The 19,418-nt window shown below is 66.3% G+C and carries 20 protein-coding genes and 1 pseudogene; 10 read left to right on the top strand and 11 right to left on the bottom strand.

Annotation, left to right across the window (positions count from 1 at the left end):
* Positions 1-46: 46 nt before the first annotated feature.
* The 4 genes from ACQ858_RS04525 to xdhC form a co-directional block, all read right to left on the bottom strand.
* Complete coding sequence (locus tag ACQ858_RS04525) at positions 47-802, bottom strand: phosphatase PAP2 family protein (RefSeq protein WP_431275604.1); 756 nt, start codon at positions 800-802, stop codon at positions 47-49.
* 68 nt (positions 803-870) lie between these two features.
* Complete coding sequence (locus tag ACQ858_RS04520; RefSeq protein ID WP_431275603.1) at positions 871-2,205, bottom strand: glycerate kinase type-2 family protein; 1,335 nt, start codon at positions 2,203-2,205, stop codon at positions 871-873.
* A 141-nt stretch (positions 2,206-2,346) separates the two neighbouring features.
* The gene (locus tag ACQ858_RS04515) at positions 2,347-3,552 is read right to left on the bottom strand and encodes a urate hydroxylase PuuD (protein ID WP_431275602.1); all 1,206 of its coding nucleotides are present in this window, start codon (positions 3,550-3,552) and stop codon (positions 2,347-2,349) included.
* A 207-nt stretch (positions 3,553-3,759) separates the two neighbouring features.
* Positions 3,760-4,572 (bottom strand): xanthine dehydrogenase accessory protein XdhC, encoded by an 813-nt coding sequence (xdhC, locus tag ACQ858_RS04510; protein ID WP_431275601.1) that lies wholly within the window; start codon positions 4,570-4,572, stop codon positions 3,760-3,762.
* A gap of 53 nt (positions 4,573-4,625) precedes the next feature.
* Between xdhC and ACQ858_RS04505 the strand changes: the two genes are divergently transcribed.
* Positions 4,626-5,126, top strand: coding sequence for a hypothetical protein (locus tag ACQ858_RS04505; protein WP_431275600.1), 501 nt, complete (start codon positions 4,626-4,628; stop codon positions 5,124-5,126).
* 118 nt (positions 5,127-5,244) lie between these two features.
* Here the strand turns inward: ACQ858_RS04505 and uraH are convergent, their stop codons facing one another.
* Positions 5,245-5,607, bottom strand: coding sequence for a hydroxyisourate hydrolase (gene uraH, locus ACQ858_RS04500; protein ID WP_431275599.1), 363 nt, complete (start codon positions 5,605-5,607; stop codon positions 5,245-5,247).
* Between the two features lie 85 nt (positions 5,608-5,692).
* Between uraH and ACQ858_RS04495 the strand changes: the two genes are divergently transcribed.
* From ACQ858_RS04495 to ACQ858_RS04480, 4 genes are read left to right on the top strand one after another with little or no spacing between them, the layout of a single operon-like run.
* Positions 5,693-6,358 carry a GntR family transcriptional regulator gene (locus ACQ858_RS04495; RefSeq protein ID WP_431275598.1) on the top strand — a complete coding sequence of 222 codons (666 nt, stop codon included), beginning with the start codon at positions 5,693-5,695 and terminating at the stop codon, positions 6,356-6,358.
* Between the two features lie 6 nt (positions 6,359-6,364).
* Positions 6,365-7,306, top strand: a complete 942-nt coding sequence (gene puuE / locus ACQ858_RS04490) for an allantoinase PuuE (RefSeq protein ID WP_431275597.1) — start codon at positions 6,365-6,367, stop codon at positions 7,304-7,306.
* A 13-nt stretch (positions 7,307-7,319) separates the two neighbouring features.
* The gene (gene uraD, locus ACQ858_RS04485; RefSeq protein ID WP_431275596.1) at positions 7,320-9,098 is read left to right on the top strand and encodes a 2-oxo-4-hydroxy-4-carboxy-5-ureidoimidazoline decarboxylase; all 1,779 of its coding nucleotides are present in this window, start codon (positions 7,320-7,322) and stop codon (positions 9,096-9,098) included.
* Positions 9,099-9,102: 4 nt separating this feature from the next.
* Positions 9,103-10,362, top strand: a complete 1,260-nt coding sequence (locus tag ACQ858_RS04480; RefSeq protein ID WP_431275595.1) for a M20 family metallopeptidase — start codon at positions 9,103-9,105, stop codon at positions 10,360-10,362.
* A 17-nt stretch (positions 10,363-10,379) separates the two neighbouring features.
* Here the strand turns inward: ACQ858_RS04480 and ACQ858_RS04475 are convergent, their stop codons facing one another.
* Genes ACQ858_RS04475 through ACQ858_RS04465 form a run of 3 tightly spaced genes read right to left on the bottom strand, consistent with a single transcriptional unit; the run spans position 10,380 to position 11,264 of the window.
* Positions 10,380-10,574, bottom strand: a complete 195-nt coding sequence (locus ACQ858_RS04475; protein ID WP_431275594.1) for a hypothetical protein — start codon at positions 10,572-10,574, stop codon at positions 10,380-10,382.
* A gap of 31 nt (positions 10,575-10,605) precedes the next feature.
* On the bottom strand, positions 10,606-10,959 hold the full coding sequence (locus ACQ858_RS04470) for a hypothetical protein (protein ID WP_431275593.1): 354 nt from the start codon (positions 10,957-10,959) through the stop codon (positions 10,606-10,608).
* Positions 10,956-11,264, bottom strand: a complete 309-nt coding sequence (locus ACQ858_RS04465; protein ID WP_431275592.1) for a hypothetical protein — start codon at positions 11,262-11,264, stop codon at positions 10,956-10,958. The genes ACQ858_RS04470 and ACQ858_RS04465 overlap by 4 nt, the downstream gene beginning before the upstream one ends.
* A 278-nt stretch (positions 11,265-11,542) precedes the next feature.
* On the opposite strand from ACQ858_RS04465, the gene ACQ858_RS04460 reads away from it, so the two are divergent.
* From ACQ858_RS04460 to ACQ858_RS04450, 3 genes and pseudogenes are all read left to right on the top strand, one after another.
* Positions 11,543-13,072: an NCS1 family nucleobase:cation symporter-1 gene (locus ACQ858_RS04460; protein WP_431275591.1), complete on the top strand. Its 1,530-nt coding sequence runs from the start codon at positions 11,543-11,545 to the stop codon at positions 13,070-13,072.
* Between the two features lie 50 nt (positions 13,073-13,122).
* Positions 13,123-13,973: pseudogene (locus ACQ858_RS04455) on the top strand (aspartate/glutamate racemase family protein).
* Positions 13,974-14,030: 57 nt separating this feature from the next.
* Positions 14,031-14,768, top strand: a complete 738-nt coding sequence (locus tag ACQ858_RS04450; RefSeq protein WP_431275590.1) for a GntR family transcriptional regulator — start codon at positions 14,031-14,033, stop codon at positions 14,766-14,768.
* Here ACQ858_RS04450 and ACQ858_RS04445 read toward each other — a convergent pair whose 3' ends face one another.
* The 3 genes from ACQ858_RS04445 to ACQ858_RS04435 are packed head-to-tail and all read right to left on the bottom strand — an operon-like array spanning position 14,769 to position 17,444.
* Positions 14,769-15,389: a hypothetical protein gene (locus ACQ858_RS04445; RefSeq protein WP_431275589.1), complete on the bottom strand. Its 621-nt coding sequence runs from the start codon at positions 15,387-15,389 to the stop codon at positions 14,769-14,771.
* On the bottom strand, positions 15,386-16,816 hold the full coding sequence (locus tag ACQ858_RS04440; protein WP_431275588.1) for an AsmA family protein: 1,431 nt from the start codon (positions 16,814-16,816) through the stop codon (positions 15,386-15,388). The genes ACQ858_RS04445 and ACQ858_RS04440 overlap by 4 nt, the downstream gene beginning before the upstream one ends.
* A gap of 16 nt (positions 16,817-16,832) precedes the next feature.
* Positions 16,833-17,444 carry a DUF2939 domain-containing protein gene (locus ACQ858_RS04435; RefSeq protein WP_431275587.1) on the bottom strand — a complete coding sequence of 204 codons (612 nt, stop codon included), beginning with the start codon at positions 17,442-17,444 and terminating at the stop codon, positions 16,833-16,835.
* A 111-nt stretch (positions 17,445-17,555) separates the two neighbouring features.
* Here ACQ858_RS04435 and ACQ858_RS04430 point away from each other — a divergent pair, with 111 nt between their 5' ends.
* A complete protein-coding gene (locus ACQ858_RS04430; RefSeq protein WP_431275586.1) occupies positions 17,556-17,729 on the top strand; it encodes a hypothetical protein in 174 nt (57 codons plus the stop codon).
* Positions 17,730-17,924: 195 nt separating this feature from the next.
* Positions 17,925-19,406, top strand: a complete 1,482-nt coding sequence (locus ACQ858_RS04425) for a nucleobase:cation symporter-2 family protein (protein ID WP_431275585.1) — start codon at positions 17,925-17,927, stop codon at positions 19,404-19,406.
* Positions 19,407-19,418 lie beyond the last annotated feature (12 nt).

Below are 19,418 nucleotides of genomic sequence, written 5' to 3'. Positions count from 1 at the left end.
ATCGACCGGTCCCGCCGATGGCAATGTTGGTGGTTGCTGCGGTGGCTCAACCCCTCCTGGGAAGGCCGCGATCGACCCGCTGGCCATGCATTTCCATGATATCCGCTCCAGTGCGCAGGCCCGGCGTCGCGCGGGGCCGCCAATACAGCGACGGGACCGCGAACGCGATGCCGAGCGCGGCGCCGGCGACCGCGTCGAGCGCGACATGCTGGCGGACCGCGAGCGTCGAATAGGCGATCGCGAGGAACCACGCGCCGTTCACGGCCCGCAGCCACGCGGGCGCACGCACCGCCCTGAAGATGTGGTCCACCCAGATGGCGGTGAAGATCGCCACGGCCACGTGCATCGAGGGGCAGGCATTGCCCGCGGCATCGACTCCGCGAAGGATCTCGAAGCCGGGAAAATCCGTCGGGTCCTTGGGAATCGTCGGGATCTGGCTCGGCCAGAGATAGAAGAAGCCGAGCCCGGTCAGGCACAGCGCGCCGACCCAGAGGCCATAGGACAGCAGTTCCCTGAACGTGAGTTGCAGCCCGGGCGCCACCCCGACATAGACCCAAAGCGAGAAGTACGCGATCAGCGCCGGTGGCTGGAAAGGGATCCAGCGGTCCAGCGCGGTGAGCGGCATCACCGTCACCTGACCCACCGGCTCGCGCAGCAGGTGGAAATAGCCGATGAAGAAGACCCAGGTCCACGCCGTGGTGCCGACCACTTTCAGCGGCAGGTAGCGGCGGAACCTCACACCGAGTTCGGAAGCCCAACGCGGGGCGGGATGGGACGCGAGCCCCGGGCGGGATGGGTTCATCTGGTCGGCGTTCTTGTTCGGTCAGGGAGGAAACATGCCCATTGCCCCACCCGGACGACAAACGCAGACTACAGGATCAACAGTGCGCGAAAGTCGTTGACGTTGGTGTGCGTCGGTCCGGTCACCAGCAGGTCCCCGATCGCCTCGAAGTAGCCATAGGCATCGTTGCGATCGAGGTGATCCGCGAGCTTGCGGCCGGCGGCTTGCGCACGGCGGAGCGTGTCGGGCGTCACAAAGGCACCGGCATTGTCCTCGACGCCGTCGATTCCGTCCGTGTCGGCGGCCAGCGCCCACACGTTCTCGCGACCGGCGAGTGCACCCGCGAGGCCCATGCAGAACTCGCCGGCGCGGCCTCCCCGGCCCTTGGGTCGGCCCGGCTGGCGCGGGCGTATGGTCACGGTCGTCTCGCCCCCCGAAAGAATCACGCAGGGCCGGGCGAACGGCTGGCCGCGCATGGACACTGCGCGCGCCAGCGCACCGTGGACCTTGCCGACTTCGCGCGATTCGCCTTCCATCTCGTCGCTCAGGATGTGCGCCCCGATGCCGGCGGCGCGCGCCGCGGCGGCCGCGGCTTCGAGCGACTCCTGCGGCGTCGCGATCAGGTGCGTGGCGTGATGCCTGAACACGGGGTCGCCCGGCTTGGGGGTTTCGAGTGCGCCGCTTTCGAGTCCGGCCCGAACGCCGGCGGGCACTTCGATGCCATAGCGGTCGAGGATCGCGAGCGCCTCCGCGCAGGTGGTGGCGTCGGGCACGGTTGGGCCGCTCGCGATCACCGCCGGATCGTCGCCCGGCACGTCGCTGATGGTGAGCGTGACCACCTGCGCCGGCCCGCAGGCCGCCGCGAGGCGGCCACCCTTGATGCGCGACAGGTGCTTGCGCACGCAGTTCATCTCACCGATGTGGGCGCCGGATTCGAGCAGCTGCTTGTTGATGCGCTGCTTGTCGGCGAGCGTCAGCCCTTCGGCCGGCAGCGTCAGCAGGGCCGAGCCGCCGCCGGAGATCAGGCACAGCACGAGGTCGTCGGCAGTGAGTCCCTGCGTGAGCGCGAGGATGCGCTCGGCCGCCTTCATGCCGGCTTCGTCGGGCACGGGATGCGCAGCCTCGACGATCTCGATGCGTTGCGGCAGCCCGTCGGGACGCGGCGGGATGTGCCCGTATCGCGTGACCACCAGGCCCGACAGAGGCGCATCAGCGGGCCAAAGCGCCTCGAGCGCCTGCGCCATGGATGCACCCGCCTTCCCGGCACCGAGCACCAGCGTGCGGCCCTTCGGCGGCTTGGGCAGGCACGGCCCCATGCTCGCGAGCGGGAGGGCGCGCTCGACTGCGACGCGATAGAGATGCTCCAGGAATTCGCGCGGCGCGCGCTGCGGACTCGGGGCGGATGATGTGTTCAGCGGGTTCATGATTTCCCTTGTCTCCGTAAACGACCAGTATCCCCTCCCCCGCCGCAATACCCAGGGGCCGCCGCGCCCGGCCGCCCGAAGCGGCCGGCCCGCCCCCAGCAGGGGGTGGCGAAGCGACACGAAGTGCGCGCAGCCTGGGGGTTATTTCGTATTCGCGCCGCCTTCGAACCACTTGGCGATCAAGGCGCGCTCTGCATCCGTGATGCCCGTCGCGTTGTTCATCGGCATGATCTTGGTGACCACCACCTGCTGATACACCGCTTGCGCATGCGCGGCCACCTGGTCCGGCGCGTCGAGCCGCACGTTCTTCATCTGCACCTGCGCGCCGTGGCACATGTAGCAGCGCTGCTCGAACACCTTCTGCACCTCGCCGAACGAGACCTTCTGGGGGGCGGCGCCCGGTGCGGGAGCGGCGGCGGGCTCGGGCTTCATCCAGACGATGGTCAGGCCCAGCACCGCGATGCCGAAAAGCGCATACGGCAGCGGATTGCGCGCATTGCCCAGCTTGAAGCGATGCCGCACCACGAAGAACTGCCGGATGGCCGCGCCGCCGAGCATGACCAGCAGCAGGACGATCCAGTTGTACTTGTTCGTGTAGGTGAAGCTGTAGTGATTGCTCAGCATCGCGAACAGCACCGGTAGCGTGAAGTAGGTGTTGTGCACGCTGCGCTGCTTGCCGCGAGCGCCGTGGATCGGGTCGACCGGCCGGCCCTCGCGCATCGCCGCGACGTTCTTGCGCTGGCCCGGGATGATCCAGAAGAACACGTTGCCGCTCATGGTCGTCGCCATCATCGCGCCCACCAGCAGGAAGGCCGCGCGACCCGCGAACCAATGGCAGGCGAGCCATGCCGCACAGGCGATGAAGATCGCCACCAGCACGCCGACGATGGTGTCGCCGTTCTTGCGCTGGCCGAAGATCTGGCAAATGCCGTCGTAGACCATCCAGAAGACGACGAAGAAGGCCAGCGCCACCGCGATCGCGGCGCCGGGCTGCCAGTCCATCTTCGACTTGTCGATCAGGTAGGTGCTGGCGTTCCAGAGGTACGAGACCGTGAAGAGCGCGAAGCCGGTGAGCCAGGTCGAATAGCTCTCCCAGTACGACCAGTGCAGGTGATCGGGCAGTTTCTTCGGCGCCAGCGCGTACTTCTGCATGTTGTAGAAGCCGCCGCCGTGCACGGCCCACTGCTCGCCGCCGACGCCCTTGTCCAATGACTCGGCGTCCTGCGGCTTCTCGAGGCTGTTGTCCAGCATCACGAAGTAGAACGAGGCACCGATCCAGGCGATCGCAGTGATGACGTGGACCCAGCGCAGCAGCAGATTGGCCCAGTCGAGGTAATAGCTTTCCATTGGCTTCAACCCTTACGGCGTGGAGGAACGCCGTGGTGTTCCGGCCTGCTCACCACTGCGGGCGCTGTAAGCAGAGTGATTGCCGCGAACGAAAGGCTCCTGAAGGCTCCTCGCTCCGCTGCGGCTTGTGAACTCGAGTGTATACACTTTTGCAGGAAAATCATGGGATCCGGGCACTGAGATGCGTGCAGGAAAACCCTGATCACTTCACTCGGAATACAGGGATTGCAACAACTGTGCCGCGACTGCCACAGCGATGACCTCCGGTTCCTTGCCCGTGATGCCCGGGACGCCGATGGGACAAGTCACACGATCCATCTCGGCCGCCGTGAAACCGCGTGCCTCGAGGCGATGGCGGAAGGTGGCCCACTTGGTCTTGCTGCCGATCAGGCCGATGTAGGGCAGGTCGTCGCGCTCGCGCAGGCGCTTGAGGCAGGCGATCACGATGTCCAGATCCTCGGCATGGCTGAAGCTCATGATCAGTACGCGCGAGCCGGGCGCCAGATCGGCGACCGCCTGCTGCACCGGGTCGGAGTATTCGGTTTCGATCTGTGCGGGCAGCGCATCCGGGAAGACGCCGTCACGGCTGTCGATCCAGCGCACCGAGAACGGCAGCGTCGAGAGCAGCCGCGCCAGCGCCGCGCCGACGTGGCCGCCGCCGAACAACGCCACCGGCTCGAGGTGCGCGAGCAACTCGGACTGCAGCGCCTGCGCGTCCGAGGCATCGATGCGGCGGTACGAGAGAAAGACCACGCCGCCGCAGCATTGCCCGAGGCTCGGGCCGAGCGGATAACGACGGATGCCTTCGATGGCCGGCCCGCCCGCAAGCCAGGCTCGCGCTTCCTCGGTCGCCTGGAACTCGAGTTGCCCGCCGCCGATGGTCGCGGTCAGGCCGTCGGCCCAGACGGCCATCCACGTGCCGGCCTCGCGCGGCGCGGAGCCCTGCGTGGACTCGACCTGCACCAGGATTCCGGGCTGGTCCTTCAACTGCGCAAGGAGTCGGTCGACCGCGCCCGTCATCGGCGATACCTCCGGTTTCGGCGCCCCATCGCGGCCACGGTATAACCGCGCCGATGAATTTCCAGATCACGCCGCGCCGCCTCGCATTGGCGGGGGCCCTCCTCTCCAGCCTGTGGCTCGCCGGTTGCGGCACCACTTCGCCCGGCGCCGTCCCCGGCCAGCTCAGCAACGCGACGCCCGAGCGCGGCGACGGCAATCGCCCGCGCCCGACGCCGTCGAACGCAACGACCGCGCGCGACTACCGCAAGGATGCGGCGCGCTATGTCTACCTGCTCAACAAGAGGCGCATCTACGAAGGCAAACTGCCGCCGATACTCTATGCGGTCGGTACGCTGCAGGTCGATCTCGACGCCGGCGGCAAGGTGCTCTCGATGCACTGGATGCGTGCGCCGAAGCACGCGCCCGAGGTCATCGCGGAGATCGAGAAGACCGTGCTTGAATCCCAGCCTTTCCCCGCGCCGACGCGGCTTGGCAAGGTCACCTGGACGGACACCTGGCTGTGGGATGAGGACGGTCATTTCCAGCTCGACACCCTGAGCGAAGGCCAGCTGTAAGTCGCTCGCCCCCAGGCTGCGCGCACTTCGTGTCGCTGCGCCAACCCCCTACCGGGGGCAACACCAGTGGCCCGGCGAAGCCGGTTCCACGGTGTTCCCACGACAGAGCCGGTCATCTTCAAGATCCTCTGTAAGTCGAATAACTCCAGGGGCTCACCAGCAGCGGCACGTGGTAGTGCTGGTCGGCGTGCGCGATACCGAAGTCCAGCGACACGCGATTGAGGAAGTTCGGCTCCGGCAGCTTCACGCCACGCGCCTTGAAGTAGCCGGCGACGTCGAACACCAGCCGGTAAGTCCCCGTCTTGAGGGAGGTGTTGTCATAGAGCGGACCGTCGCTGCGGCCGTCCAGGTTCAAGGTGAAGCGCCGCACCAGCGTGGCGCGCGCGTCCTCGCCCGTGCCATCGGTGGTGTACAGCGCGACCTCCATGCCGGCCGCGGGGGTGCCATGCATCGTGTCCAGTACGTGGGTGCTCAGGCCCATGGATTCGCTCCTTCAGTGCATTCGGGAAATTTCGGTCGACAAAAGTGTATACAGTTATTGGCTTTCGGTCTATCATGAAAAAACCATGGAATCGACCACCACCCGCGCCATCGTCGACGCACTCACCAAGGCCATTGTGGAGCACCGGCTCCAGCCGGGCAGCAAGCTGGCGGAGCAGAAGCTCGCGGATCACTTCGGCGTCTCGCGCACGCTGGTGCGGCAGGCGCTGTTCCAGCTCTCGCAGAACAAGCTGATCCGTCTCGAGCCGGCGCGCGGCGCCTTCGTGGCGGCGCCGGCGGTCGACGAGGCCAAGCAGGTCTTCGCGGTGCGCCGCATGCTCGAAGCCGAAATGACGCGCGCCTTCGTGCGCAGCGTGACGCCGGCCAAGATCAAGGCGCTGAAGGAGCATGTGGCGCTCGAAAAGGCCGCCGTCTCCGGCGAGGACATCTCGGGCCGCACCGAGCTGCTCGGCGATTTCCACGTTCGCATGGCCGAGCTCATGGGCAATGCCGTGCTGGCGCAGATCCTCGGCGAACTCATCTCGCGCTGCGCACTCATCACGCTGATGTACCAGAGCGCCAGCGCCGCCGAGCACTCGAACGACGAGCATGCCGACATCGTGAAGGCCCTCGCCGCACGGGACGAAGAACGAGCCGTGCGCCTCATGACCGAGCACCTCGAGAACGTCGAGGCCAATCTCACCTTCGACCGCAAGGTCCCGACCCACGACATCAGCCTCGCATTGGCGTGAACACCCATGAGCATCTACGACACCACCCTTCCCTACCCGCGCGACCTCGTCGGCTACGGCCGCAATCCGCCGCACGCGCAATGGCCGGGCCGCGCACGCATCGCCGTGCAGTTCGTGCTGAACTACGAGGAAGGCGGCGAGAACTGCGTGCTGCATGGCGACGCGGGTTCCGAGCAGTTCCTCTCGGAGATGTTCAATCCCGCGAGCTACCCCGAGCGCCACATCAGCATGGAAGGCATCTACGAATACGGCTCGCGCGCGGGCGTGTGGCGCATCCTGCGTGAATTCGAGAAGCGCCAGTTGCCGCTCACCGTGTTCGGCGTCGGCATGGCGTTGCAGCGCTATCCCGACCTCGCGGCCGCCTTCAAGGAACTGGGCCACGAGATCGCCTGCCACGGCTGGCGCTGGATCCACTACCAGGCCATCGACGAAGCGACCGAGCGCGAACACATGCGCCTGGGCATGGAGGCGATCGAGAAACTCACGGGCGAGCGCGCACTCGGCTGGTACACCGGCCGCGACAGCCCGCGCACCCGCCGACTGGTGGCCGACTACGGCGGCTTCGAATACGACAGCGACTATTACGGCGACGACCTCCCCTTCTGGATGAAGGTGCAGAAGACCAGCGGCGAGGTGGTGCCGCAGCTCATCGTGCCCTACACGCTGGACTGCAACGACATGCGCTTCGCACTGCCGCAGGGCTACTCGCATGCGGACCCGTTCTTCCAATACATGAAGGACACCTTCGACGCGCTCTACGCCGAGGGCGACGAGGCCCCGAAGATGATGAGCATCGGCATGCATTGCCGCCTGCTCGGGCGCCCGGGGCGCATCACCGCGCTGCAGCGCTTCCTGGATCACATCGCCACGCACGACCGCGTCTGGGTCTGCCGCCGCGTCGATATCGCGCGGCACTGGAAGGCAACGCACCCCTACGCCGCAGCCTGAAACGGAGACCGACATGGCCCTCACCATCGACCAACTGAACGCCGCGTCGGGCGCCGAATTCGCCCGGCTGCTCGACGGCGTCTACGAGCACTCGCCCTGGATCGCGGAGCGCGCGGCCAAGGCTCGCCCCTTCCGCTCGCTGCCGCATCTGAAGCACGCGCTGGTGCAGGCCGTGGCCGGTGCGTCGCGCGAAGAGCAGCTCGGCCTGATCCGCGCCCACCCCGAACTCGCGGGCAAGGCAATGGTCGCCAGGAACCTCACGGCCGAATCGACCAACGAACAGAACAAGGCAGGCCTCACGCAGTGCACGCCCGAGGAGTTCGCGAAGATCCAGCAGCTCAACGCCGACTACAACGCCAAGTTCACCTTCCCTTTCATCCTCGCGGTGCGCGGTCCGCGCGGCACCGGGCTCTCGAAGCAGGAGATCATCGAGACCTTCGAGCGCCGGCTGCACAACCATCGGGAGTTCGAACTCGGCGAGGCACTGCGCAACATCCATCGCATCGCCGAAATCCGGCTCGACGACAAGTTCGGTGTCGAACCGTCGCTCGGCAATGCAGTGTGGGACTGGCAGGAGAAGCTCTCGGTGCACACCGATCCGGGCTACGCCGAGAAGGGCCAGCTCACGGTGACCTACCTGACTGACGCGCACCGCGCCTGCGCGCAGCAGATCGCGCAGGACATGCGCGAGGCTGGCTTCGACCATGTCGAGATCGACGCGGTCGGCAATGTGGTCGGCCGCTACGACGGCGCGACCCCGGGCGCGAAGACGCTGCTCACCGGCTCGCACTACGACACGGTACGCAACGGAGGCAAGTACGACGGCCGGCTCGGCATCTTCGTGCCGATGGCCTGCGTGCGCGAGCTCAAGCGCCAGAACCGCCGCCTCCCCTTCGGCTTCGAGGTGGTCGGCTTCGCGGAAGAAGAAGGCCAGCGCTACAAGGCGACCTTCCTCGGCTCCGGTGCACTGATCGGCCACTTCCACCCCACGTGGCTCGACCAGAAGGACGCCGACGGCATCACGATGCGCGAAGCGCGCCGCAACGCGGGCCTGAACGACGACGACATTCCCAAGCTGCAGCGCGATCCGTCGAAGTACCTCGGCTTCGTCGAAGTGCACATCGAGCAGGGGCCGGTGCTCACCGAGCTCGATCTGCCGCTGGGCATCGTCACTTCCATCAACGGCAGCGTGCGCTTCGTCGGCGAAGTCATCGGCATGGCGAGCCACGCGGGCACCACGCCGATGGACCGCCGCCGCGATGCGGCAGCCGCCGTCGCCGAACTGATCCTCTTCGCCGAGAAGCGCGCCGCCAAGGACGGTGATTCGGTTGCAACGGTCGGGATGCTCGAAGTCCCCGGTGGCTCGATCAACGTCGTGCCGGGCCGCTGCAGGTTCAGTCTCGACCTGCGCGCGCCCAACAATGCCCAGCGCGACGCGCTGACCGACGACGTGGTGAACGCTCTCAAGGAAATCTGCGAGCGGCGCGGCGTGCGCTACACGCTCGAAGAGACGATGCGCGCCGCCGCCGCCCCCAGCGCACCCGAATGGCAGAAGCGGTGGGAGAAGGCGGTCGATACGCTCGGCGTGCCTCTCTTTCGCATGCCCAGCGGCGCGGGCCACGACGCGATGAAGCTGCACGAAGTGATGCCGCAGGCAATGCTCTTCGTGCGCGGCATCAACTCCGGCATCAGCCACAACCCGCTCGAATCGAGCACCAGCAACGACATGCAACTGGCGGTGCAAGCCTTCCAACTGCTGCTCAACGACCTCGCCGCCGAACAAGCCCATTAAGACCATGACCGACTACAGTAAGCTCGACGCCTGGATCGACGCCCACTTCGACGAGGAGGTGCGCTTTCTTCAGGAACTGGTGCGCGTGCCCACCGACACGCCGCCCGGCAACAACGCCCCGCATGCGGAACGCACGGCGGAACTGATCAAGGCATTCGGCTTCGAGGCCGAGAAACATGCGGTGCCCGAGCAGGACGTGAAGGACTACGGCCTCGAATCCCTCACGAACCTGATCGTGCGCCGCAGGTACGGCGAAGACGGTGGCCGCAAAGATGGAGAACGACCAAGCAAAGGCTTGGTCGTGGCACTCAACGCGCACGGCGATGTCGTGCCTCCCGGCGAAGGCTGGACACACGATCCGTACGGCGGCGAGATCGACAACGGCAGCCTCTACGGCCGCGCCGCCGCGGTCAGCAAGAGCGATTTCGCGAGCTTCACGTTCGCGGTGCGCGCGCTCGAAGCCGTCGCCAAGCCCACGCAGGGCAGCGTCGAACTGCACTTCACGTACGACGAGGAATTCGGCGGCATCCTCGGCCCGGGCTGGCTTCTCAAGAACGGCCTGACGAAGCCCGACCTGATGATCGCCGCAGGCTTCAGCTACGAAGTGGTCACCGCGCACAACGGCTGCCTGCAGATGGAAGTCGCGGTGCACGGCAAGATGGCCCACGCCGCCATCCCGACCACCGGTGTCGATGCCTTGCAGGGCGCGGTCAACATCCTCAATGCGCTGTATGCCCAGAACAGGCTCTACCAGGAAGTCACCTCGAAGGTCGAGGGCATCACGCACCCCTACCTCAACGTGGGCCTGATCGAAGGCGGCACCAACACCAACGTGGTGCCCGGCAAGGTGGTGTTCAAACTCGACCGCCGCATGATTCCCGAGGAGAACCCCGCCGAGGTCGAAGCGAATATCCGCCAGGTGATCGCCGACAGTGCGGCGCAGATGCCGGGCATCACGGTCGAGATCAAGCGCACGCTGCTGGCCAATTCAATGAAGCCGCTGCCGGGCAACAAGCCGCTGGTCGACGCGATCCAGAAGCACGGCCAGACGATCTTCGGCGAACCGATCAAGGCCATGGGCACGCCGCTCTACACCGATGTTCGTTTGTACGGCGAAGCGGGCATCCCCGGCGTGATCTACGGCGCGGGGCCGCGCACGGTGCTCGAATCGCACGCCAAGCGCAACGACGAGCGCGTGGTCCTCGAAGACCTGCGCCGCGCGACCAAGGTGATCGCGCGCACGCTCAGCGACCTGCTGTCCTGATAGGAAAGGGCCGGGGCTCAGGCACGGTGCCCGCTGGGCAGCAGATAGCCGTTGCGAAAGACGCCGATGACGAGCCCGCTGACGGAATCCGTCGGGCGGGCCGTGACGTATTTGCCGGCGCCCGCCTGATAGACGACGATCGTGCAGGCGGAGCTTTTGCTCAACGTGCGGGCAACGCCGACGGCCTGGTTCGCGGTCTGGTAGGTGTTCATCTTCGGTTCCTCGACGCTTCGCCGGCCGGCATCAGGCGCGGGCGACGGACAGAAGGCCGTCGATTGCCAGCACCACGCCGTCCTGGGCATCTTTGGTCGGCGTGCCTTCGATCAGCAGCTTGCGGATCAGGCCCAGGGTATTGAGCAGTTCCGCTTCCATGTCGGTCAGGAGCGGGATGACTTCGAAGTTCGGATACTTGCCGCGCGCTCCCATCGGCCGACCGGGGCCGGAAAGATCGACGTTGTAGCCTTCGCTGATCGCTTCGCTCTGGGTTTTCATGGCGTTGGGGGTGGTTTGAACAAACTGGGACGAAAGGGTCCGGCATCGCATCCTGCGGATTCGCTCCAGGCGGCGCGCGATGCGGCGGACATGCAGGCGACTCAAGGCAACCTCATCAGGTCGGACAGGCGCTTGCCCATCGCCTGGATACGGCTGTGCTTTTCGGCACGGCGGCGGGCCACGAGCTCGAGCGCCTGCGCGACAGACTCGGCACCGAGATCTCCGAACGAGGTGCGATCACGCCAGGCGCTGGCCACTTCGGTGAGCTGCTCGCTGTCGAGGCGCGGGGGCGGCGGATTGGCATGTGCAGCCAGGGCGCGCTCGCGTTCCGAAGGTGGCAGGCTCGCGCGCAAGAGTCCCAGAAGGCCGGCACTGGTCCACTGCGGTTTAGAAATGTTTCGTGCGTCCATGTAATACATTGTGCCTATGTAAACATAAGGTTACAAGGCGTCGCATTTAACTTTCTTCTTACGTTCCCCATAGACCGGAACAAGTTCACGAATTTCGGTCGTCCGCCCATCACAAACGCGCTCGTGACCTGGGTGCCCTTCCTTGTGACAACTGAAGCCTGCCAGTCCTCCCCGCGGTTGGCAGCGAGGGTAAATACCGATCCCGGAATGACATGTGGCGCTTGTTTGCACCCATTTTTTGTATACAAATATAGGGTGCAAACCACGAACCGAACCCGATGTTCGGAAACCCGCCATCCGCCACGAGGAGACAACCCGTGAACACCGCCATCCACTCTGTCGGCATCGAGGTGCCGGCGCCCATCGCCACGCCGCAGCCGCAATCCCATGCGCTGATCAAGCCGGGCTACGACCCGCGTCTCACCAACGAAGACCTGGCCCCGCTGAAGACGCAGACCTGGAGCCAATACAACATCTTTGCCTTCTGGATGTCCGACGTGCACAGCGTCGGCGGCTACATCACCGCGGGCAGCCTGTTCGCGCTCGGGCTGTCGAGCTGGCAGGTGCTGGTATCGCTCCTGGTCGGCATCTGCATCGTGCAGTTCTTCTGCAACCTGGTCGCCAAGCCGAGCCAGGTGACGAGCACGCCCTACCCGGTGATCTGCCGAGCGTCCTTCGGCGTGCTGGGCGCGAACATCCCGGCGGTGATCCGCGGGCTGATCGCGGTCGCGTGGTACGGCATCCAGACTTACCTCGCTTCCGGCGCCTTCATGCTGCTGGCGCTGCACTTCTTCCCCAACCTCGCCCCCTACGCGGATGTGCAGCAGCACGGCTTCGTCGGCCTCTCGGCGCTGGGCTGGGTCGCGTTCATGACGATGTGGGTCATGCAGGCCTTCGTGTTCTGGCACGGCATGGAAGCCATCCGCCGCTTCATCGACTGGGCCGGTCCCGCCGTCTATGTCGTGATGATGATGCTGTGCGGCTGGCTGGTCTGGAAGGCCGGCTGGAACAACATCGACATGCGCCTGGGCGGCCTGAAATTCAGCGGCTGGGACGCACTGCCGGTGATGCTCAGCGCGATCGCGTTGGTGGTCAGCTACTTCAGCGGCCCGATGCTCAACTTCGGCGACTTCTCGCGCTACGGCAAGAGCTTCGACGCAGTGAAGAAGGGCAACTTCTGGGGCCTGCCGGTCAACTTCCTGTTCTTCTCGCTCCTGTCGGTGATCACCTCGGCCGCGACGCTGCCGGTGTTCGGCGAGCTCATCACCGACCCGGTGCACACCGTGGCCCGCATCGACAGCACCACAGCCGTCGTGATCGGCGCGCTGACCTTCATGATCGCCACCGTCGGCATCAACATCGTCGCGAACTTCGTCTCGCCGGCCTTCGACTTCTCGAACGTCGCGCCGCAGAAGATCAGCTGGCGCACCGGCGGGATGATCGCGGCGGTCGGCTCGGTCTTCATCACGCCGTGGAACCTCTACAACAACCCCGAGGTGATCCACTACACGCTCGACATCCTCGGTTCCTTCATCGGCCCGCTGTTCGGCATCCTGATCGCCGACTTCTACGTGGTGAGCCGGCAGCGCGTGAACGTCGATGCGCTCTACACGCTCAGCCCCAAGGGCGACTACTGGTACACCAACGGCTACAACCGCCGCGCCATCTTCGCGATGGTCCCGGCCGCGCTGATCCCGGTGATGTGCGTGCTCCTGCCCAACCTGCACGCGGCGGCGAACTATGCGTGGTTCATCGGCACCGGGCTCGCCTTCGTCTTCTACCTCGCGCTCAACGCACGCAAGCGCTGACCTGCGATTTCCCTTTCGACCGACTCCACGGACCCCGTTCCGCCTTTCCCATGCGCATCAAGATCATCAATCCCAACACGACCTGGAGCATGACCGAGAAGATCGGCGCCTGCGCCCGCTCGGTCGCGCGATCCGGCACCGAGATCGTCGCCGTGAGCCCCTCGATGGGGCCCGCATCGATCGAAAGCCACTACGACGAGGCGCTCGCGGTGCCGGGACTGCTGCAGGAGATCGCCGCCGGCGAGCGGGACGGCATGGACGGCTACGTGATCGCCTGCTTCGGCGACCCCGGCCTCAAGGCGGCGCGCGAACTGGCGCGCGGGCCGGTGGTCGGCATCGCCGAAGCGGCCATGCACCGGCCAGCCTCGTGGGCAGCAGCTTCAGCGTGGTCACCACCCTCGGCCGCACCGTCGGGCAGGCATGGCATCTCGCCGAAGCCTATGGCATGAAGCGCTTCTGCGCCAATGTACGCGCCTGCGAGATCCCGGTGCTCGAACTCGAAGCGCCCGGCTCGCGCGCACGCGACCGCATCATCGAGGAGTGTCGCCGCGCGCTCGATGAAGACGGCTCGGATGCCATCGTGCTCGGCTGCGCCGGCATGGCCGACTTCTGCGAGCACATCGGGCAGGTGCTCGGCGTGCCGGTGATCGACGGTGTCGCGGCCGGCACGCAGCTGATCGAATCACTGGTCAACCTGCGCCTGACGACCAGCAAGCGCGGCGAGCTCGCACGTCCGCTGCCCAAGCCGATGGCGGGGCTGCTGCAGGATTTCGCCCTTGCATCTGAAACTCACCCCCAGGCTCGCGCACTTCGTGTCGCTCTCCACCCCTCGCAGGGGGCAATCCCAGCGGCCCGGCGAAGCCGGTTCCGCGGGATTTCCCGAACGAGTCCCGCAGCTTAGCTCGCTACGCAGAGGAAAACTGAAATGCGCGTAGTGCGGGTCGTCCACAATCGCGAGATGCCCCGCGCACCGAAGACGTCCTCGCCCGCCACCACCGACAACACCGCCGTGCCCGACAAGACCGCGACCATCGAGGGCATCGCGCAGGACATCGCGACCGCCATCGTCGAGAAGCGCCTGCCGCCCGGCACCTGGCTGCGCGAGGAAGCGCTGGGCCGGGTCTACGCGGTCAGCCGCACCAAGATCCGCGCCGCGCTCCTCACGCTGTCGAAGGACAAGCTGATCGAGATCATTCCCGACAAGGGCGCCTTCGTGAGCAAGCCCAGCGTGCAGGAAGCGCGCGAGGTGTTCGGCGTGCGACGCATTCTCGAAAGCGAAGTGGTTCGCCTGTTCGTTGCGCGTGCGACGCCGGCCGACTACCTCGCGCTGGAGCAGCACATCCAGTTCGAGCGGTCCACGCTGCGGTCCAGCACGACCACCGGGACAGTGCGCGAAAGGCTCCTCGGCGACTTCCACGTTGCGCTGGCCGAGGCCGCCGGCAACCATACGCTGGCCGAGCTGGTCCGCGAGCTGGTGGCCCGCAGCTCGCTGATCGCGATGCTCTATCACTCGTCGAACGATCCGCACTGCTCCTCCGACGAGCATTCGGACTTCCTGCGCCTGTGCCGCAGCGGCGACGTCGAAGCAGCCGTCGCAAGCATGACCGAGCACCTGACGCGCATCGAATCGAATCTGCAGTTGACCAGCGGCGTGCCGGATCGCCAGCTCGACCTCATCAAGGCACTGCTGGCCTGATCAGCGCATCGACTCGAACGGCCGCAAGAGCTTGAACTTGCGCCCGCCTTCCGCCGGCTGCGCTTGCGCCTTGCCGCCTTTTGCGGCGCCGCCCTCCAGCCCGCAATCCTTGGCGGCGCCGTCGTCGCCAAACAGTGCCGGCGCGAGCAGCGACAAACCACCCGTCGCCGCGGCCACGCCGTAGGTCGCGGCCTGCCGCACGGTGCCCTTGGGGTCGATGCTCAGCTCGGGACTCTCCAGCGGCCCCTTCAGCAGCATGAGCTGAACGAGGCTGCCCGGATTCAGATCCAGCCCCTTCTTCACCCGAGGCCGGAATTCGAGTTCGATCGTCTGCTTCGCCAGATCGATCTGCCCGATCGCCGCGACCCCGATCTGGCGCGTTTCCATCGCGATCGACCGGTCGATCGGCGCCACGCCGTTGCGCAGGGGCAGACGCGCCACCGCGCACTGCACCACGAGGTCTTCGCGCGAAGCCTGCTTGGGCAGCAGCACATCGAGCAGCCCTGCGACGATGCCGCGATCGAGCGACGCGGCCCGGCCGGTCAACGCGACGTCGCGGACCGAGAACTGCACATCGCCGTTCGACGAGGCGGCGAGGCTGCGTGGCGTGCGGCCGGTCATCGACAGCTTGGCCGCGAGGCTCGCACGGCCTCCCTTGAACTGACTCCCCCGCTCCACAATCCATCGAACGCATCGACCGACAACGAGCGCGCCGTCAGCTGCACGTCGGTGCGGGGCACCGCTCCCTTGCTCAGCGCGATTGCCAGACTGCCCTTGACCTCGCCGCCGGCAACGCCGAAGGAAACCGGATCGATCGCCAATCGCCCCTTGTCGGAGACCGCGCGCGCCTTCACGCTCGACAGCACCGGCAGCCCCGGTACCGTCAGTCGATCGACGCCGATCGCAAGTCGCACCGGAAGCTCCGGCAACGACTCGATGGTGAGCAGCGGCTTGTCGCCGAAGACCGGCTTGCGCGGCCCCGATTCAGCCGGAGCCGGCTTGCCTGCTGATCGCACTGCACCCCATTTGCCGAGGTCGATCTCCGCGCTTGAAAGCTCCGCGTCCAGGCTTGGCGTCGGCTGGGTGGCCATCCACGTGATCCGCCCGCTCAGCAGTTGCCCGGCGAGCGACAGGGTCAGCGCATCGAAGCGCCATTCGTCCCGGTTGCGCTGCAGATCGGCGCTGGCTTCGAACGGCATCGGCAGCGCGGCCGCCGCCTTCGACACCTGCGAGAGCGCCTCCGCGTTATCGGCACGAACCGTCAACTTGGCCGACAGCGTTCCGGTACGCGGGCCGACGCCCATGCCGCCGCTCGCGGTCACGAGCGCACCGCCGGTCGCGAGGCGCAGATTGAAGGGCCACTCGTCCGTGCCGGACAGAAGGGTTGCCGGGCGGCCGACGTCGCCTTCAACGGCCCACTGTTGGGGCCCGAGCTTGAAGGAAGCGCTCAAGCGGTCGTGATCGCCCTGTCCCTGAAGGTCGAGCGATTCGATATCGACGTCGCGCGACGTCCCCTTGCCCGCATTGCGATAGCGGATGTGCACCTGCGAGAGCCGGAGCCGGTCCAGCGCGAGCGGCGGCGTCGTTGTCTGTTTGCCCGAGCCCGGCGCGCGCGGCGCCATCTGCCAGTTGTAGCGGCCGGCGCCGTCCGCTTCGAGCAGCACGTCGGCGCCATCCACCTCGATGCTGAGGATGCGGATCTTGCGGTCGAGCAAATCCCTGAGCGACACATCGAATGCCGCGCGCCGAAAGCGGAACATGTCCGGCCGCGAGCCCCACTCGGCATTCGCCAGGGCGACATCGTCCGCACGCACCGCGATCGTCGGCAGCAGGCGAATCGACAGGTCGCCGTCGATGCGGAACGCGCGCCCTGTCGCGGCCGAGACCTGCTCCGCCAGCAGCGCGGAGATGCGCGCCGGCGGAAAGGCCATGCGCAGCCCGATGGCCGCGGCCGCCAGCAGCAGAACGACCACCGCCAGCACGATGCCGGCGATGCGCCAGCCACGCCGGCTGCGCTTCGAGACCGTGGTGCCGGCGATGTCGGGCATGACGTTGCAGGGCTCGCTACTTACTGACTATCGAGGCCGGCATCCTGATTTCAGTCAGCCTCCAGTCAACAAAGCCGCTGCGCTCGAACACCAGACCGAGGCGCTCCGAATTGGGCTCATCGGGCTTCGCCGGGTCGATCGCGAGAGCCGTCATGCGGCTTGCGCCTTGGCGCTCGATGATCCAGCGGGGCTTGTTGCCGGCCTGTGCGCCTTCCGCTGACGGTGGCGAATTCTCCGGCGCGGCCTGGCCCGGAGCGGGTGCCGGCGTCGGGCCAGGCGCGGGCCGGGCCAGCCTGCCGTGGCTCATCGCAGCCATGACCGTTTCGGGCCGCACCATCACGTCCACGAACTGGTTCACCAACCCCAGCCCGATCATGCTGCCGAGGGCCGCCAGCGGATTGCCTGGGTCTTTCGGCGCACCGAGCTTCTGCGCCACCAGCGCCGAAAACTGGTCCTTCAGGCTTTCGCGCAACCTCGGGTAATCCACGTGCCGGTTGAATTCCTCCGCGTCGCCACTGCGGGCTGCCGTCTGGATCTGGCGCAACGCCAGAAACGGTGACCAATACCAATACGCCGCGATGCCCAGGAGCAGGACCAAAACAACCGCGACGAGACTTTTGGATTTCATGCAGGAGATTCTGCAACGTTGTCATCCGACTTCGAAGTCGCGCGTTGGTCGTCTTGACCAGCCCGGAATTTCGAGTTGGCCATTTTCAAACCGTCACAACACCGATCTCTCATGAAACGCACTCTCATCGCTCTCGTCGCTGCAGGCTTCGCACTCGCCGCCGGCTCGTCCTTCGCCCAGGCGCCTGCCGAACCCACTGCTGCACCGGCTGCCAAGACCAAGCCCAAGCACAAGTCGTCGCACAAGGTGGCGCACAAGAAGTCCACCAAGGCCCACGCAGCCTGAAGCTGAACGGAACATGAGAGCCCCTTCGGGGGCTTTTCTATTTCCGCCGGGACGCGGCATGGGAACCCGGGTTTTCCGCTATACATCCTGGCGGCTCAAGTGTATACAGTTTGGCGTACAGAATCGTGAACGCTCCGGCGGGCACGAGTCCTGCAATCCCATCTGCCCACTCACGCCGCTCCAGGAGAACCCGAAATGACGGCTGCCGCCTCCGTTCACCCTGTCGACCAGCGATTGCCGCTCGGCAAAGTCACCGCCCTCGGGCTGCAGCATGTGCTGGTGATGTATGCCGGCGCCGTCGCCGTGCCGCTCATCGTCGGCCGCGCGCTCAAGCTCAGCCCGCAGGAAGTCGCACTCCTGATTTCCGCCGACCTCTTCTGCTGCGGCATCGCCACGCTGATCCAGTCGCTCGGCGCAACCCAATGGTTCGGCATCAAGCTGCCGGTGATGATGGGCGTGACCTTCGCCTCCGTCGCGCCGATGGTGGCGATCGCCAACGCCAACCCCGGCCAGTCCGGCGCCCAACTGCTCTTCGGCTCGATCATCGGCGCGGGGATCATCTCGATCCTCATCGCGCCGATGGTCTCGCGCATGCTGCGCTTCTTCCCGCCGGTGGTGACCGGCACCATCATCGCGGTGATCGGTATCAGCCTGATGCGCGTGGGCATCAACTGGATCTTCGGCAACCCCGTGGGCCCGACCGCGCCGGCGATCGTCGATCCGGTCTACGCCAAGTGGCTCGCCGACGTGACCTCGCCCGGCTCCGCGGTGCCGCCGATGCCCAAGGGGCTGTCGATCGTGCCCTCGGTGCCCAACCCCAAGTACGCCGATCTCGGCGGCCTCGCCATCGCGGCGCTGGTGCTGGTGTCGATCCTGCTCATCGTGAAGTACGCCAAGGGCTTCATCGCCAACATCTCGGTGCTGCTCGGCATCGTGATCGGCGCGGTGGTGGCGACCCTCTTCGGCTTCATGACCTTCGAGAAGGTCGCCAATGCGGCCTGGGTCGACATCGTGCTGCCCTTCCACTTCGGCATGCCGAGGTTCGACCCGGTCCTGATCCTCACGATGTCGCTGATCATGATCGTGGTGATGATCGAATCCACCGGCATGTTCCTCGCGCTCGGCGAGATGACCGACCGCAAGATCTCGCAGCAGGACCTCGCACGGGGCCTGCGCACCGACGGCCTCGGCACGCTGATCGGCGGCGTCTTCAACACCTTCCCCTACACCAGCTTCTCGCAGAACGTGGGGCTGGTGGCGGTGACGGGCATCAAGAGCCGCTTCGTCTGCGTGGCCGGCGGCGTGATCCTGATCGTGCTCGGCCTGTTGCCGAAGATGGCGGCGCTGGTCGAATCGCTGCCGACGGTGGTGCTCGGCGGCGCGGGCCTCGTGATGTTCGGCATGGTCGCCGCGACCGGCATCCGCATCCTCTCGGGCGTGGACTTCAAGACCAACCGCCACAACGCGATGATCGTCGCGGTGTCGATCGGCGTCGGCATGATTCCGCTGATCGCGCCCAACTTCAAGCAGTGGATGCCGCATGCGATCCACTCGCTGGTGGAGTCGGGCATCCTGCTCGCCTCGGTGAGCGCGGTGGCGCTGAACCTGTTCCTCAACGGCGCGAAGCACGACGAAGCAGCAATGATTGCCGCGGCCAAGCAGGCCGAAGCGCACTGAATGTTGCTCGCC

It is taken from the genome of Variovorax ureilyticus (assembly GCF_050632185.1).
GTDB classification, from domain to species: domain Bacteria; phylum Pseudomonadota; class Gammaproteobacteria; order Burkholderiales; family Burkholderiaceae_C; genus Variovorax; species Variovorax ureilyticus_A.
This window is presented reverse-complemented; position numbering and strand designations above follow the sequence as displayed.

Excerpts from the sequence above, each read along its gene's own strand:
- ACQ858_RS04525 (WP_431275604.1), bottom strand. The coding sequence starts at position 802 with ATGAACCCATCCCGCCCGGGGCTCGCGTCCCATCCCGCCCCGCGTTGG.
- ACQ858_RS04520 (WP_431275603.1), bottom strand. The coding sequence starts at position 2,205 with ATGAACCCGCTGAACACATCATCCGCCCCGAGTCCGCAGCGCGCGCCG.
- ACQ858_RS04515 (WP_431275602.1), bottom strand. The coding sequence starts at position 3,552 with ATGGAAAGCTATTACCTCGACTGGGCCAATCTGCTGCTGCGCTGGGTC.
- xdhC (WP_431275601.1), bottom strand. The coding sequence starts at position 4,572 with ATGACGGGCGCGGTCGACCGACTCCTTGCGCAGTTGAAGGACCAGCCC.
- ACQ858_RS04505 (WP_431275600.1), top strand. The coding sequence starts at position 4,626 with ATGAATTTCCAGATCACGCCGCGCCGCCTCGCATTGGCGGGGGCCCTC.
- uraH (WP_431275599.1), bottom strand. The coding sequence starts at position 5,607 with ATGGGCCTGAGCACCCACGTACTGGACACGATGCATGGCACCCCCGCG.
- ACQ858_RS04495 (WP_431275598.1), top strand. The coding sequence starts at position 5,693 with ATGGAATCGACCACCACCCGCGCCATCGTCGACGCACTCACCAAGGCC.
- puuE (WP_431275597.1), top strand. The coding sequence starts at position 6,365 with ATGAGCATCTACGACACCACCCTTCCCTACCCGCGCGACCTCGTCGGC.
- uraD (WP_431275596.1), top strand. The coding sequence starts at position 7,320 with ATGGCCCTCACCATCGACCAACTGAACGCCGCGTCGGGCGCCGAATTC.
- ACQ858_RS04480 (WP_431275595.1), top strand. The coding sequence starts at position 9,103 with ATGACCGACTACAGTAAGCTCGACGCCTGGATCGACGCCCACTTCGAC.
- ACQ858_RS04475 (WP_431275594.1), bottom strand. The coding sequence starts at position 10,574 with ATGAACACCTACCAGACCGCGAACCAGGCCGTCGGCGTTGCCCGCACG.
- ACQ858_RS04465 (WP_431275592.1), bottom strand. The coding sequence starts at position 11,264 with ATGGACGCACGAAACATTTCTAAACCGCAGTGGACCAGTGCCGGCCTT.
- ACQ858_RS04460 (WP_431275591.1), top strand. The coding sequence starts at position 11,543 with ATGTTCGGAAACCCGCCATCCGCCACGAGGAGACAACCCGTGAACACC.
- ACQ858_RS04450 (WP_431275590.1), top strand. The coding sequence starts at position 14,031 with ATGCCCCGCGCACCGAAGACGTCCTCGCCCGCCACCACCGACAACACC.
- ACQ858_RS04445 (WP_431275589.1), bottom strand. The coding sequence starts at position 15,389 with ATGACCGGCCGCACGCCACGCAGCCTCGCCGCCTCGTCGAACGGCGAT.
- ACQ858_RS04440 (WP_431275588.1), bottom strand. The coding sequence starts at position 16,816 with ATGCCCGACATCGCCGGCACCACGGTCTCGAAGCGCAGCCGGCGTGGC.
- ACQ858_RS04435 (WP_431275587.1), bottom strand. The coding sequence starts at position 17,444 with ATGAAATCCAAAAGTCTCGTCGCGGTTGTTTTGGTCCTGCTCCTGGGC.
- ACQ858_RS04430 (WP_431275586.1), top strand. The coding sequence starts at position 17,556 with ATGAAACGCACTCTCATCGCTCTCGTCGCTGCAGGCTTCGCACTCGCC.
- ACQ858_RS04425 (WP_431275585.1), top strand. The coding sequence starts at position 17,925 with ATGACGGCTGCCGCCTCCGTTCACCCTGTCGACCAGCGATTGCCGCTC.